This window comes from Amycolatopsis pigmentata, from assembly GCF_042684065.1.
In the GTDB taxonomy this organism is placed as follows: Bacteria; Actinomycetota; Actinomycetes; order Mycobacteriales; family Pseudonocardiaceae; genus Amycolatopsis_E; species Amycolatopsis_E pigmentata.
Window position 1 is genome coordinate 611,573 of record NZ_JBHUKR010000006.1, and the last position, 12,404, is coordinate 623,976.

A 12,404-nucleotide genomic window follows, 5' to 3' on the forward strand; every position below is an offset into this window, starting at 1 on the left:
GGAGCCATGCCGGCCGTGGGCAGTTCGCCGGTCGCGGCGAACTGCCCACGGCAACCCCGTTGCGGGACAGGTCATCCGTCGGCAAGGCGTTGGATGGTGGCACTCAGCCAGGCCTGGAGATCAGCGGGGTCGCCGAGTTCGGAACGCAGGACCCGCCGGCGGGTCGAGACGCCGAGGACGAAGGCGTCGATCGCCGCGGCCCGGTCCCGGGCATCCGAGTCGTCCAGACCACTGGCGCGCAGGTAGCGGTACAGCGGCTCCAGCGAATTCGTGTCGAGGAAGGTGGCCAGTGCCTCCGCCGCCTCCCGGCGCTCACCGGACGCACGTTGCAGCACGAGCAGTGGGTCGTCCCCGGACGTACCGAACCAGCGTTGGACGATGCTCGCCGCGAGCCGCGAACCCAGCGCCGGAAGGTCCCCGTCGAAGGAGTCCGAGACCGGGATCTCCACCTGGGTCGCCGCCAGGAAAAGGCCTTCCTTGCCGCCGAAATAGCGCGTGATGAGGTTGGGTGACACGCCGGCCGCGTCGGCCACGCCTTTGACCGTGACCGCCGCGTACCCGTGCCGGGCGAACTGGCGTCGCGCGTGGTCCAGGATCCGTTGCCGGGTGGCGGCCGCGTTGCGCACACTCATGTGTACGAGCATACACATTATGTGTACGCTGATACACATGACGGACGACCTACGCGAACGACTTCGGCGGACCCGGCGCGTCACGATCCCGTGGAGCGAGGACGGGACGCGCGGCATCACCGGCTCTCGCCTCGGCCAACTGCTCGACCACTGGGCCGACGGCTACGACTGGGACGTGCACGAGCGCCGCATCCGCGCATTCCCCTGGGTGACGGTGCGGGCAGGCGACACCGAACTGCGGGTGATCCATCAGCGGTCCGCGGACCCCGGTGCGGGAGTTGTCGTGCTGCTGCATGGCTGGCCGGACTCGGTGTTGCGGTTCGAGCGCGTCCTGCCGTTGCTCACGGACCTGCACGTAGTGGTTCCCGCGTTGCCGGGCTTCCCGTTCGCCGCTCCGCTCACCACGCCCGGCATGTCACCGAACCGGATCGCCGGGATCGTCGCCGACGCTCTCGACGAGCTCGGTTACTCGCGATACACGGTGTCCGGTGGCGATGTCGGTGGCATCATCGCGGAACTCCTCGCGGCCGGACACCCGGACCGGGTGGCCGCCCTGCACCTCACGAACGTCGCTCCACAGCGTGCGCTCACGGCGGACCCGGCGAAGCTCGCGCCGGACGCGGCGGCCTATCTCGCCCGGTCGGCGCAGTGGTTCCGGGCCGAGGGCGGGTACATCGCCGAACAGTCGACGCGGCCGAACACGCTCGCCGTCGCCCTCGGCGACTCACCCGCCGGCCTCGCGGCATGGATCATCGAGAAACTGGAGTCCTGGTCCGGCCCAGCGGCCTTCACCCGGGACGAGCTTCTGACCTGGGTCACCGCCTACTGGGTCACCGGCACGATCGGCACCTCTTTCACCACCTACACCGAACCGGTCACCCTCCCCGACCGGATCGCCACGCCGACCGTGCTCTCCGTGTTCCCGCACGACATCAAACCCGAACCGCGAAGCTACGCCGAGGCGTTCCTGAACGTGTGCGAATACGTGGAACACCCGGCAGGCGGCCACTTCGCGGCCTGGGAACAGCCCGATGCCTACGCCGCCGACCTCCACCGCGCGGTCGGACTCGGCGCCTGAAACCTGGCTCAGCGGGGCTGAACTGGACGACGATCGCGCCCAGCAGCGCGAACGCCCTCAAGACGCGCTTCGCGCGACAGCTCCCCCTCCCGTCGCCCACCACCACCCTCAACGGGCGCGCTTCGCGCGACAGCTCCTCCTTGTGGGGTGAGGGCGGGTTGAGGCGGGAGGTTCTAGCGTCAGTGCGATGACCTCGCGGCAGACGGAGACACAGGCGGCACCGGTGGTGCCCCGTGCCGTCGTGCTGCTGGTCGGCGCGGCGTCGGTCGTGGTCGCCGTCGCCGGGGTGAAGGCGGTGTCCTGGCTGGTCTCACCGGTGCTGCTCGCGCTCGTCATCGTCCTCACGATCGCGCCGGTGCACCGGTGGCTGATCACCCATCGCGTCCCGGCCTGGCTGGCGACGATCGCGCTCGTCGTGCTCGTGTACGGGGTGATCGTCGTGCTCGGCGTCGTGCTCATCGTCTCGGTGGCGCGTCTGGTCACCTTGCTGCCCCAGTACGCGGACCGGTTCGACGCGCTGATCGCCCGCTTCACCGGCACGCTGGCGAAGTTCGGTGTCGGCAAGGGCCAGATCGGCGACCTGGCGCACTCCGCGGATTTCAGCAAGATCGCCGCCTACGCCGGATCGTTCCTGAGCGGCGTGTCGGGGGTCGTGGAGAGCGTGGTGTTCCTGCTGGCGCTGCTGCTCTTCCTGAGCGTGGAGGCCAACGGGTTCGACGAGCGGATGGCGATGGTCGCCGCCGAGCGGCCCAACGCGGCGGCCGCGCTCGGCGAGTTCGCCGGGAAGACCCGCCGCTATCTCGCCGTCACCACCGTGTTCGGCTTCATCGTCGCGGTACTGGACACGATCGCGCTGCTGATCCTCGGGGTGCCGGTGGCGCTGCTGTGGGGCCTGCTTTCCTTCGTCACCAACTACATTCCCAACGTCGGGTTCATCCTCGGTCTGATCCCGCCCGCGCTGCTGGCCCTCCTCGTCGGCGGATGGCAGCTCATGCTGATCGTGATCGCGGTGTACTGCGTGCTCAACCTCGTGGTGCAGTCGCTGATCCAGCCTTACTACGTCGGTGACGCGGTCGGCTTGTCGGCGGTGATGACGTTTCTCGCCCTGATCTTCTGGACGTGGGTGCTCGGGCCGCTGGGCGCGATCCTGGCGGTCCCGATGACCCTGCTGGTGAGGACGACCCTCATCGACGTCGATCCGCGCGCGGGCTGGGTCGCCACGCTGCTCAACCTTTCCAGCGGGGACACCGAGACGAAACGACGACGGTCCGAAAAGGACAGTCGCGAACAGGGCGGTGACGAACAGGACAGTGACGAACAGGACAGTGATGAAACGGGCAGTGGCGAAAGGGACGATGCCGAGAACCGTTGACCGGCGGGCATTGCCTCCTCAGACGTCCACGCGCACCGAACAGAACCAGCCGTTCTCCGTCGGCCCGATCCGGGCGCGAGGCCGGGAAATCCCCTTCGGCAGCACGCCGGACGACAACACCGCGCCGGTGTCGAGGACTTCGCACCGCAACAGCACACCGCCCGGTGTCGCCGTCACTTCGGTGACGACGGGAACCTCGTTGCGCCTCCGTATCCGGGTGATCACCTCACCCAGCACGGACACCAGCAACGCGGCATCGCCGGCCCCGATCACCTCGTAGGACACCGTGGACGCGGGCACCGGGAGCGTCCGCCGCACGAAACTGTCCACCAGCGCGCGTACCGCCTCGGCGAAGCACGCCTCCCGTGTCGGGCCCCACGCTTCGATCCTGAGGTCCGCCCGGTGTACCGGCGCCCGGCGGCCATCGCCGCCGCGCGCCCGCGAGATCCGTCCGGCATCGCGCGTGGTCACAAGGAAAAGCGTCGAAAGCGGGAGCGAAACCGGCACCACCCCAAGCGGGTGAGGTTCGCAGGGTGACCGTCACGTCGCCTCATCGTTCCGGGTTTCCCGTCACCGGCTCCAGGTGAAGCCGTGGACGTGAACGCCCCGTTGTGGACGCTCGGCGGGCTTCACCTTTCCCGAGTGAGGACGCGACCTCCCGCGGCCGAGCATGCTCCCGGCAAGGTGCCCACGCGAATCCGGGAGGACGGCATGGCTCACGCAGCCGGACGCGATTACCGGCGCCGCACCACGACGCCCACGCGAACGACCGGCTGGACCGGCTGGGTGGCCTTCGGCGCGATCATGATGATCCTGCTCGGAGTGTTCCACGCGGTCGAAGGCCTGGTCGCGGTCTTCGACCGGAATTACTACTTCGTCTCCCAGAACGGGCTTGTGCTCCACGTCGACTACACGATCTGGGGCTGGCTCGAGTTCGGCCTCGGGGTGCTGGCCGTGGTGATCGGAGCCGCGCTGCTGACCGGGAACATCGTGGCGCGCGTCGGCGGCGTCGTGCTCGCCGCCGCCAGCGCCATCGTGCACCTGGGCTTCATCGCGGCCTACCCGATCTGGTCGATCCTGATCATCATCGTCGACGTGCTGGTGATCTACGCGATCATCGTGCACGGCCGCGAAATGAAGTACGTGGCCTGAAAACCCCGGTTCACCCGCGGCGACGGGAACGTTCGGTGGCGGCGTAGGTCGCGGCTGTCACCAGGCCGTAGGCCAGGTGCGGAACGAGGTCGCTGACCCAGTCGGCGGGACGCCACTGGCGCGGGTCGGTGATGCCGAGGACGGTCATCGGAGCGGACGATCCGGCCATCGCGGTCAGCCCGGCGGCGAGCCCGCCCACCGGAAGCCGGGGCCGCCAGCCGAGGCGGCGTGCGAGCCCGTAGCCGGCGCCGACCGCGATCCCGGTGGAAATCCCCATCAGCGCGCCCAGCCCCGAGAACCGGTTGCTTCGGTGTTCTTCGTCGCCGGGCACGGTGATCCCGGCCTTTTCCGACAGACGGTCCACCGTCTGCTCCGGGGTTTCGCTGGCACCCCGGCCGCGCAGGGCCATGTCGAGGTAGGTGGCGGCGTTCAACGCGGTGGTACCGGCGGCACCCGCGAGCGCGCCACGGAACAATGAACTGACCATACCGGCGGGTACCCACCGGTCGTCCGGTCAACCGCTCAGGCGGGCTGCTCCGCGGTCAGCGGCTTGGCGATGCTTTCCAGCCCGGCCCGTTCGGCCTTGACCCCGAACATCAGTTCCGCGACGCCACCCAGCGCCATCGCGGCCGCGCCGATCGCGAAGCCGAGACCCACCAGGGATTTGCTGCCGCTGTCGACGAACTGACCGAACATCAGCGGACCGGCGATCCCGCCGAGACCGGTGCCCACCGCGTAGAAGAACGCGATGGCCAAGGCCCTGGTCTCCATCGGGAAGATCTCGCTCACCGTGAGGTAGGCCGCGCTGGCACCGGTGGAGGCGAGGAAGAAGGTGACCACCAGCAGGGCGGTGAACACCCAGGCGTTCCCGGCGCCGGTCACGAACACCCAGATCAACGGGATGGTGGCGACCGCCGAACCGAGATAGGACAAGCTGATCATCGGTTTGCGGCCGACGGAGTCGAACAGCCTCCCGAGCGTGACCGGGCCGAGCAGGTTCCCGAGCGCGTAGACGATCAGGAACACCGGGACGGTCCCCGACGAGACGCCGTAGAAATTACCGAACACATTGCCGAGGTTGAAGGTGATGCTGTTGTAGAGGAACGCCTGCCCGATGAACAGCGCGATGCCGAGCAGTGCCCGCTTGGGATATTTCCGGAACGCGGTGCCGGCGATTTCCCGGAACGAAATGGACCGCCGTTGCCGCACGGTCAGTGACGATTCCGGTTCGGTGAGTATCGCTCCGGTGCGCTCGGTGACGTCACGTTCGATTTCCGTCACGATCCGTTCGGCTTCCGCTTCACGGCCGTGGATGAACAGCCAGCGCGGGCTTTCCGGCACGTGCCGCCGCACCACCAGGATGACCAGGCCGAGCACCGCGCCGAGGCCGAACGCGACCCGCCAGCCCAGGTCCACCGGCAGGAACGAGGGGTTCAGCAACAGGATGGTGGCCGCCGAGCCCAGCGCGGCGCCCGCCCAGTAGGTGCCGTTGACCACGAGATCGACCCGGCCGCGCACCCTGGCCGGGATCAGCTCGTCCACGGCGGAGTTGATGGCCGCGTACTCACCACCGATGCCGGTCCCGGTCACGAACCGGGCGAGGAAGAAGTACCACGGCGCGAAGGCGAACGCCGTCGCCACCGTGGCACCCACGTAGACCGCGAGCGTGAGCAGGAAGAGCTTCTTCCGCCCGAACCGGTCGGTCAGCCTGCCGAAGAGCAGCGCGCCCAGGCACGCCCCCGCGACATAGAAGGCCGCGGCGATGCCGACACCGGCCGACGTCAGGGCGATTCCGCTGCCGTGCTGGGTCATGCGTGAGGCGACCGAGCCGACGACCGTGACTTCGAGACCGTCGAGGATCCAGACCGTGCCGAGGCCGACCAGGACTCGCCAGTGAAAACGCGACCACGGCAGCCGGTCGAGTCTCGCGGGGATCTGGGTGCGGATGGTGCCGGCTGTCGCTGTCACCCGCCCTCTTTACCCCGCCGTGCGCCGGGGGAAACCGTTTTCAGGCCGGGCTGAGCTGGGACAGGCGGTAGTGCGCGAGCCGGTGCAGCAACTCGTCCAGCGCGTGCGGGGGAACCTGCCCGTCGAGGTCGCGTCTGGCCGTGGCCACGACTTCCTCGATGTCCGCTCTGGGCACGCTCTTCCCGAATTCCCGAGCCAGTTGCTCGGCGACTCCGGAGACACAGTCATCCCGCTCGATGACGTCCATAACGCGGTGGGTCCTTCCGTCCCGGGGCAAAGCCGGAGGCCGAGTACCCACGGCGAACCTGGTCCACACCTCCCCGGGCCGAATTCGGCGGAACTATCACGAAGCGTAGCGCTACTGTCACGGATATCACCGTGACGAGGTGCTCACGATGTGCCACGAAAATGTTGCGGCGAAGGGTTCTTTCTTTGTCGGAATTGGCAGATATTTACCTCGAAGTGTTCCGGTGTTCAATAAACTCACCTGGTTCAGAACCCGGGTTTGGCTCAATGGCGAACCGCGTACACAATTTCTTCATGGCCCGGATCCGGAAACCTCGCGCGATACGTGCTGCCTTCGTCACGATGGCGCTGGTCTCGTCCGTGCTGGCCGCCGCGTGCACCAGCGGCGCGAAGGGCGCGAACGAAATCCGCCCGGTCGAGCCCGGCTCGGCCGAGCCGCCTCCCTCGCTGGCCCTGCCGGTGCCGCAGGCGGGCACGGTGGGCTGGGAGATCACGCATCCGGGCGCCGAGCACGACATCGAGGGATTCGCCGACCACACTTCGGTGCTGCCGGGGGAGGAGGTCCGGCTGTTCGTCAGCACCACCGCCGCCCACTTCACGGTGACGGCCTACCGGATGGGCGCCTATGCCGGTTCGGACGCGCGGCAGGTGTGGGCGTCACCATCTCAGCCCGGCCGTCGGCAGGCGCCGGCCGTGGTGCAGCAGCCGGCCTCCACCGTCGTCGCGCCGTGGCAGCCGTCGCTGTCCGTGCCGACGGCGGGCTGGGAGCCCGGTGACTACCTGTTCCGGCTCGACGGGGACAACGGCTCCCAGCAGTTCGTGCCGTTGACCGTGCGCACGCCCTCGAACGCGGGAAAGATCGTCCTCATCAACGCCGTGACCACCTGGCAGGCCTACAACCGGTGGGGTGGCTACAGCCTGTACGACTCACCGGGCGGAAGCAGGGCCGAGCGCTCGCGCGCGGTCTCGTTCGACCGGCCCTACCAGGCACAGGCCATGCAGGGCGCGGGTGACTTCCTGTTCTTCGAACTCCCGATGGTGCACTTCGCCGAGGCGGCGGGACTTCCGCTGGGTTACGCCACGGACGTGGACCTGCACGCCGACCCGCATCTGGCCGACGGCGCGGCCGCGATCGTGACGCTCGGCCACGACGAGTACTGGTCGACCGACATGCGCCGCAACACCACGGCCGCCCGTGACCACGGCGTCAACCTCGCCTTCTTCGGCGGCAACGAGATCTACCGGCACATCCGGTTCGGTTCGAGCCCGCTCGGCCCGAACCGGCTGGAGATCGGCTACAAGTCCTTCGAGCAGGATCCCGTGCACCTGACCGATCCGCTCGAGGCCACCCCGGAATGGCGCTCGCCGCCCTTCCCGCGCCCGGAGAGCGTGCTGCTCGGCAGTTTCTACCAATGCAATCCGGTGCACGCCGACCTCCGGGTGGCCGACGAGGACAACTGGCTGCTCACCGGGATCGTCCACAATGGACAGAAGTTGCCCGGGCTGGTCGGCAACGAGTACCAGCGCGTGGACCTGTCCGTGCCCACGCCCCGCCCGATCGAGGTGCTGTTCCACTCGCCGGTGGTCTGCGGCGGGCGGCCGGACTTCGCCGACACCACCTACTACAGCGTGCCCGGCGGCGCCGGAGTCTTCGCCGCGGGCACGCAGTACTGGATCTGCGCGCTCGGGCCGCACTGCACCCCCGACCACGACGACGCGACCGCAGGGGAAGCGATCCGCGCGATCACGCTCCGGCTCCTGCGTGCGTATGCGGCGGGGCCCGCCGGGCATGACCATCCCGCCACCGACAACCTGGCCGCGGTGGGCGTGCCCGGAGCCACCCCGGACCCGGCGCCGGTCATTCCACCGGACAACTCGGCGAAACGGTGATGCCCCAGGTGTCGGGGAGTGGGGGCGCGGGTACCCGCCGACAACCAGTCCCGCTGCAGTCCGGACCGATCAGGAGCTCGACGTGAATGTGCTGTTCAAACCCCTGAGTATGGCCGCAAGCATCCTCGGCGGGGTGCTCGCCGGCGCGGTGTTCAAACAGGTCTGGAAGGCGGTGTCCGGGGACAAGGACGCGCCGGAGGCCACCTCGTCCGAACATCGCACGCGCGAGGTGCTGCTCGCCGCGGTGTTGCAGGGCGCGATCTTCGGCGGGGTCAAGGCCGCCGTCGACCGGGCTTCGGCCAAGGGGATCGACAAGCTGGCCACCGCCAAGCCGAAGCACGGGCACTGAGCTTTCCCGGGCCGCGCCCTCATCCTCCGGCGGCGAGGGCCTCGTCGACGCTGTGGTAGAGGGCGAGGATCCGATCGAGGCCGGTCAGCTCGATCGGCCGGATCACCGGGCGGTTCGAGTCCACCACGATCCGAAGCGGCTCGTGCAGCCTTCCGGCGTGACGGGCCGCTTCCGTCAGCGCGGCGAGACCGGCGGACGCGAGGAACGTCACCGCCGTCAGGTCGAGCACGCACAGCTTGGTCTCGCTCCGGTCGAGCGCCTCGCGGACCTCGTCGACCAGGTCGGGTGCGGTGCTCAGATCGACCTCCCCGGCCGCTTCGATCAGCACAACGCCGTCCGGCCGGGGGTGGTGGGTGATCCGCAGCGCTCCCGGCTCCAAGGCGTGCTGGTGAAGTTCGGCCATGACTGCACCATACGCGTTATCCGGACGAAAATGGCGGGCCGGGCGAACCGTCGCCGGAAGGCGGCGGATCGGGGCATCATTGAGCGGGAGGTGCCCGATGTCCGGAACCAGGCCCGGGATGTGGTCGGACTTCGTTTTCGGCCGGATACTGCGTGAGCGGACGATCGTGCTCGGCGCCGAGGTCGACGACGATCTCGCCGCACGGGTGGTGGCCCAGCTGGTGGCGCTCGACGCCGAGAATCCCCGGGAAGACATCGGCCTCTACCTCGATTCGCCCGGTGGGTCGCTCTCCGCCGGGCTCGCGATCTACGACGCGATGCGGTTCGTGGCGGCGGACGTGTCCACCTGGGCCGTCGGTTTCGTCGCCGCGATCGCGCAGTTCCTGCTCTGCTCCGGGTCACCGGGCAAGCGGTACGCGCTGCCGGCAGCGCGGATCGTCATGCGCCACCCGTCCCGCTGGGACGCCGGGAACGACATCACGCGGCGCGCGGACGTCCGCCATGACTGGCACGACGAGATCACCCGGGAAATGAGCCGGCGGACCGGCAAGTCCTTCGCGCTGGTTTCCCGGGACCTCGAACGCGGACGCAGTTTCTCCGCCGTCGAGTCGTTTTCCTACGGCATCGTGGACCGCGTGGTGGCCGGGGCGCACGGCGTCCCGCAGCACAACTGAGCGACCTACGGCTGACGGGAGACCACGCCGTCGATCATCAGGGCGATGGTGAAGTCGAACCGGTCGTGGCCCTTGCCCGCGGTGAGCTCGGCCGCGTAGCGAGTGGTCTGCGGGAAGGTCTCGGCAGGCAGCGAGGCCAGCCGCCGCCGGAGCTCGTCGCCGTCGACGACCCAGTCCGCGTCGTGGTGGATCTTCCGCTGGTTCATGATGGAGATCTCCAGGCAGTAACCGGCCACATACAGCATGAGCGCGTCGATGGCCCAGGCGGCGGCCTGCGGAGCGATGTCGCCGGCGCGCAGGATCGCCAGCATTCCTTCGCTGACGCGCACGATTTCCAGATCGGTGGGGGCCATCGCGAGCGCGGCGCGGGAGATTCCGGGGTATTTCAGGTACTGGTCACGGATCTGGGCGCACACGTCGCGGATCTGGTCCCGCCAGGACGCCGGGTCGGGTTCGGGGAGGACGAGACCGGCGCACAGCCGCCCGATGAGCAACTCGTCGAGGTCGGCCTTGTTGACCACGTGGGCGTAGAGCGAGGCGGGCCCGGTGTCGAGCGCGCCGGCCAGCCGGCGCATGGTCAGCGCCTCGTAACCCTCGGCGGCGATGAGGGCCAGTGCGGTGTCGACGACCTTTTCCACGGTGATCGGGGCCTTGCGGCGCCGCGCCCGGGGACCGGTGTGGAGCGCGGGATCCGGCGGCAGGTGGCGCGCCGCGCGCCGTTCTCTCGGATTCACCGCACCACCATAGCTTGACACGAACACTGTTCGTAAGTAGAACGTTGTTCGTGTCTACGAACGCGAACGAGGACCCGGACGTGACAGTGGCCGGAGCCGGACCGGTGGGCCTCGTGCTCGCCGCCGAGCTGGCCCTCTCCGGGGTGAAGGTGCAGGTACTCGAACGGCTGGCCGAGCCCGCCGAGGCGAACAAGGCGATGTCGGTCAACGTGCCGACGGCCGAGGCGCTCGACCGCCGTGGCCTGCTGGCCGCGGCACAGAAAGTGCACCGGGAGACGCTCGAGAAGATGGGGCCGTTCGCTCGTGTGGCCAAGGCCGGGGGAGCCCGGTTCACCGGGCATTTCGCGGGCTTGGTCCTCGACCCCGGTCTGGTGGACGAGTCCGATCCCGAGCTCGCCGCGCACGCGGCGGTGGCCGGAGCGATGATGGTGCCGCAGCCCCGGCTGGAGGCGCTGCTGACCGAACACCTCACGCGTCTCGGAGTGCCGGTGCGTCGCGGGGTGGAGGTCACTTCGCTCGAAGACACCGGCGACGGGGTGCTCGTCGGCACCACGGCCGGCCCGGTGCGCACGGGATGGCTGGCCGGGTGCGATGGCGGGCACAGCACCGTCCGCCGCCTCGCGGGCATCGCTTTTCCCGGCACCGACCCCGAATTCGTCGGATACCTGGCGAACGCCGAGATCGCCGACCCGGAGAAGCTCGTGAACGGATGGGCATGGTCGACCCGGGGGGCCTACCGCTACGGGCCCCAGCCCGGGCGGGTGACCACCCTGGAGTTCGGTGACGTTCCCGCCGACCGGTCGGCGCCGGTCACCCTCGGAGAGGTGCAGGCCAGTCTGCGCCGTCTGTCGGGCACCGACGTCACGGTGACCGCGCTCCGCGCCACCGCGACCCGCTGGACCGACAACGCCCGTCAAGCCGCGACCTACCGGTCGGGCCGGGTGCTGCTCGCCGGTGACGCCGCACATGTGCACGCGCCGTTCGGTGGTCAGGGGCTGAATCTCGGGGTCGGCGACGCCATGAACCTCGGGTGGAAGCTCGGCGCCATGGTCGCCGGGTGGGCGCCCGAGGGACTGCTCGACACCTACGACGCCGAGCGCCGTCCCCTCGGCGCCTGGGTGCTGGACTGGACAAGAGCCCAGACCGCGATGATGCGCGGGGACGCCAAATCCGCGGCCCTCCGGGCGATCGTCGCGGATCTGCTCGGCACCCGGGACGGCACGACCTACGCGGTCAAGAAGATCTCCGGCGTGACGCAGCACTTCGACCTGCCCGGCGGGCATCCGCTGGTCGGCCGGTTCGCCCCCGACCTGTGGCCGGCCGACGGCTCCCGGCTGGCCGACCACGGTCACGACGGCGGCTTCCTGCTGCTCGATCGCACTTCCGGTGGCGTGTTCGCCCGTCTGGCCGCGCCGTGGGCCGGGCGAGTGACGAGCGTGACCGGCGGCCACGCGACGCCGTCCGGGGTGCTGGTGCGCCCGGACGGAGTGGTCGCCTGGGCCACCGACAGCACGGGAAACACCGGCGACACCGACAGCACCGCGGGACTGGAAGCCGCTCTGCGCCGATGGGCCGGTGCGCCGTCGTTCTCACCCGAACACGAGCCGGTGGCCTGAACCTCAAGTCCGCGACGTGGTTCGGGCGCGCTCCGGCGCCGGGCGTCAGGCCGAACGAGCGCCGGTGCGCGGACGGGCGGACGCGGCCGTGCGGGCGGAGGCCCGGCTCCGGCGGCGGCGCGCACGAAGGCGCAGGCCGCTGGGCGCGGAACCCGCGAGCAACAGAAGTCCGGCGGTTCCGATGATCCAGTGGCCTGCGATGATGTCGGCGACGCACAGCGCCACCCAGATCGCGACCGTCATGACAGAAGTCTAGTTTCGGCGACGCTTTTTTTCGCGCGTTTTTCCCGA

General features: G+C 69.4%; 15 protein-coding genes. 7 read left to right on the plus strand and 8 right to left on the minus strand.

The genetic code is table 11. The features are described from left to right. Positions 1 to 71: 71 nt before the first annotated feature. Positions 72 to 632 carry a TetR/AcrR family transcriptional regulator gene (locus ACFSXZ_RS10740; RefSeq protein ID WP_378263912.1) on the minus strand — a complete coding sequence of 187 codons (561 nt, stop codon included), beginning with the start codon at positions 630 to 632 and terminating at the stop codon, positions 72 to 74. A gap of 37 nt (positions 633 to 669) precedes the next feature. Here ACFSXZ_RS10740 and ACFSXZ_RS10745 point away from each other — a divergent pair, with 37 nt between their 5' ends. Both ACFSXZ_RS10745 and ACFSXZ_RS10750 read left to right on the plus strand, forming a co-directional pair. Beyond that, positions 670 to 1,710 (plus strand): epoxide hydrolase family protein, encoded by a 1,041-nt coding sequence (locus ACFSXZ_RS10745; protein ID WP_378263914.1) that lies wholly within the window; start codon positions 670 to 672, stop codon positions 1,708 to 1,710. Positions 1,711 to 1,897: 187 nt separating this feature from the next. After that, a complete protein-coding gene (locus ACFSXZ_RS10750) occupies positions 1,898 to 3,082 on the plus strand; it encodes an AI-2E family transporter (protein WP_378263916.1) in 1,185 nt (394 codons plus the stop codon). A gap of 18 nt (positions 3,083 to 3,100) precedes the next feature. On the opposite strand, the gene ACFSXZ_RS10755 is transcribed toward ACFSXZ_RS10750, so the two are convergent. Further along, positions 3,101 to 3,553 carry an archease gene (locus ACFSXZ_RS10755; protein ID WP_378263918.1) on the minus strand — a complete coding sequence of 151 codons (453 nt, stop codon included), beginning with the start codon at positions 3,551 to 3,553 and terminating at the stop codon, positions 3,101 to 3,103. A gap of 171 nt (positions 3,554 to 3,724) precedes the next feature. Between ACFSXZ_RS10755 and ACFSXZ_RS10760 the strand changes: the two genes are divergently transcribed. After that, the gene (locus tag ACFSXZ_RS10760) at positions 3,725 to 4,234 is read left to right on the plus strand and encodes a DUF7144 family membrane protein (RefSeq protein WP_378263920.1); all 510 of its coding nucleotides are present in this window, start codon (positions 3,725 to 3,727) and stop codon (positions 4,232 to 4,234) included. Between the two features lie 10 nt (positions 4,235 to 4,244). Here ACFSXZ_RS10760 and ACFSXZ_RS10765 read toward each other — a convergent pair whose 3' ends face one another. Genes ACFSXZ_RS10765 through ACFSXZ_RS10775 form a run of 3 tightly spaced genes read right to left on the minus strand, consistent with a single transcriptional unit; the run spans position 4,245 to position 6,449 of the window. After that, the gene (locus ACFSXZ_RS10765; RefSeq protein WP_378263922.1) at positions 4,245 to 4,721 is read right to left on the minus strand and encodes a hypothetical protein; all 477 of its coding nucleotides are present in this window, start codon (positions 4,719 to 4,721) and stop codon (positions 4,245 to 4,247) included. Between the two features lie 35 nt (positions 4,722 to 4,756). Next, complete coding sequence (locus ACFSXZ_RS10770) at positions 4,757 to 6,202, minus strand: MFS transporter (RefSeq protein ID WP_378263924.1); 1,446 nt, start codon at positions 6,200 to 6,202, stop codon at positions 4,757 to 4,759. Between the two features lie 40 nt (positions 6,203 to 6,242). After that, entirely contained in the window at positions 6,243 to 6,449 is a 207-nt protein-coding gene (locus ACFSXZ_RS10775) for a hypothetical protein (RefSeq protein ID WP_378263926.1), read from the minus strand. Between the two features lie 293 nt (positions 6,450 to 6,742). Here ACFSXZ_RS10775 and ACFSXZ_RS10780 point away from each other — a divergent pair, with 293 nt between their 5' ends. Together ACFSXZ_RS10780 and ACFSXZ_RS10785 are read left to right on the plus strand one after the other, a co-directional pair. Beyond that, a complete protein-coding gene (locus tag ACFSXZ_RS10780) occupies positions 6,743 to 8,338 on the plus strand; it encodes a N,N-dimethylformamidase beta subunit family domain-containing protein (RefSeq protein WP_378263928.1) in 1,596 nt (531 codons plus the stop codon). Between the two features lie 82 nt (positions 8,339 to 8,420). Next, entirely contained in the window at positions 8,421 to 8,687 is a 267-nt protein-coding gene (locus tag ACFSXZ_RS10785; RefSeq protein ID WP_378263930.1) for a DUF4235 domain-containing protein, read from the plus strand. A gap of 19 nt (positions 8,688 to 8,706) precedes the next feature. On the opposite strand, the gene ACFSXZ_RS10790 is transcribed toward ACFSXZ_RS10785, so the two are convergent. Then, positions 8,707 to 9,090 (minus strand): STAS domain-containing protein, encoded by a 384-nt coding sequence (locus ACFSXZ_RS10790; protein WP_378263932.1) that lies wholly within the window; start codon positions 9,088 to 9,090, stop codon positions 8,707 to 8,709. 97 nt (positions 9,091 to 9,187) lie between these two features. Here ACFSXZ_RS10790 and ACFSXZ_RS10795 point away from each other — a divergent pair, with 97 nt between their 5' ends. Next, on the plus strand, positions 9,188 to 9,763 hold the full coding sequence (locus tag ACFSXZ_RS10795; RefSeq protein ID WP_378263934.1) for an ATP-dependent Clp protease proteolytic subunit: 576 nt from the start codon (positions 9,188 to 9,190) through the stop codon (positions 9,761 to 9,763). A gap of 5 nt (positions 9,764 to 9,768) precedes the next feature. Here ACFSXZ_RS10795 and ACFSXZ_RS10800 read toward each other — a convergent pair whose 3' ends face one another. Then, positions 9,769 to 10,497, minus strand: coding sequence for a TetR/AcrR family transcriptional regulator (locus ACFSXZ_RS10800; protein ID WP_378263936.1), 729 nt, complete (start codon positions 10,495 to 10,497; stop codon positions 9,769 to 9,771). A 50-nt stretch (positions 10,498 to 10,547) separates the two neighbouring features. On the opposite strand from ACFSXZ_RS10800, the gene ACFSXZ_RS10805 reads away from it, so the two are divergent. Next, complete coding sequence (locus ACFSXZ_RS10805) at positions 10,548 to 12,113, plus strand: FAD-dependent monooxygenase (RefSeq protein WP_378263938.1); 1,566 nt, start codon at positions 10,548 to 10,550, stop codon at positions 12,111 to 12,113. 45 nt (positions 12,114 to 12,158) lie between these two features. On the opposite strand, the gene ACFSXZ_RS10810 is transcribed toward ACFSXZ_RS10805, so the two are convergent. Then, positions 12,159 to 12,356 (minus strand): hypothetical protein, encoded by a 198-nt coding sequence (locus tag ACFSXZ_RS10810; RefSeq protein WP_378263940.1) that lies wholly within the window; start codon positions 12,354 to 12,356, stop codon positions 12,159 to 12,161. Positions 12,357 to 12,404 lie beyond the last annotated feature (48 nt).

Coding starts and splice junctions, on each gene's coding strand:
- ACFSXZ_RS10810 (WP_378263940.1), bottom strand. CDS start 12,356: ATGACGGTCGCGATCTGGGTGGCGCTGTGCGTCGCCGACATCATCGCA.
- ACFSXZ_RS10795 (WP_378263934.1), top strand. CDS start 9,188: ATGTCCGGAACCAGGCCCGGGATGTGGTCGGACTTCGTTTTCGGCCGG.
- ACFSXZ_RS10740 (WP_378263912.1), bottom strand. CDS start 632: ATGAGTGTGCGCAACGCGGCCGCCACCCGGCAACGGATCCTGGACCAC.
- ACFSXZ_RS10750 (WP_378263916.1), top strand. CDS start 1,898: ATGACCTCGCGGCAGACGGAGACACAGGCGGCACCGGTGGTGCCCCGT.
- ACFSXZ_RS10765 (WP_378263922.1), bottom strand. CDS start 4,721: ATGGTCAGTTCATTGTTCCGTGGCGCGCTCGCGGGTGCCGCCGGTACC.
- ACFSXZ_RS10745 (WP_378263914.1), top strand. CDS start 670: ATGACGGACGACCTACGCGAACGACTTCGGCGGACCCGGCGCGTCACG.
- ACFSXZ_RS10790 (WP_378263932.1), bottom strand. CDS start 9,090: ATGGCCGAACTTCACCAGCACGCCTTGGAGCCGGGAGCGCTGCGGATC.
- ACFSXZ_RS10780 (WP_378263928.1), top strand. CDS start 6,743: ATGGCCCGGATCCGGAAACCTCGCGCGATACGTGCTGCCTTCGTCACG.
- ACFSXZ_RS10775 (WP_378263926.1), bottom strand. CDS start 6,449: ATGGACGTCATCGAGCGGGATGACTGTGTCTCCGGAGTCGCCGAGCAA.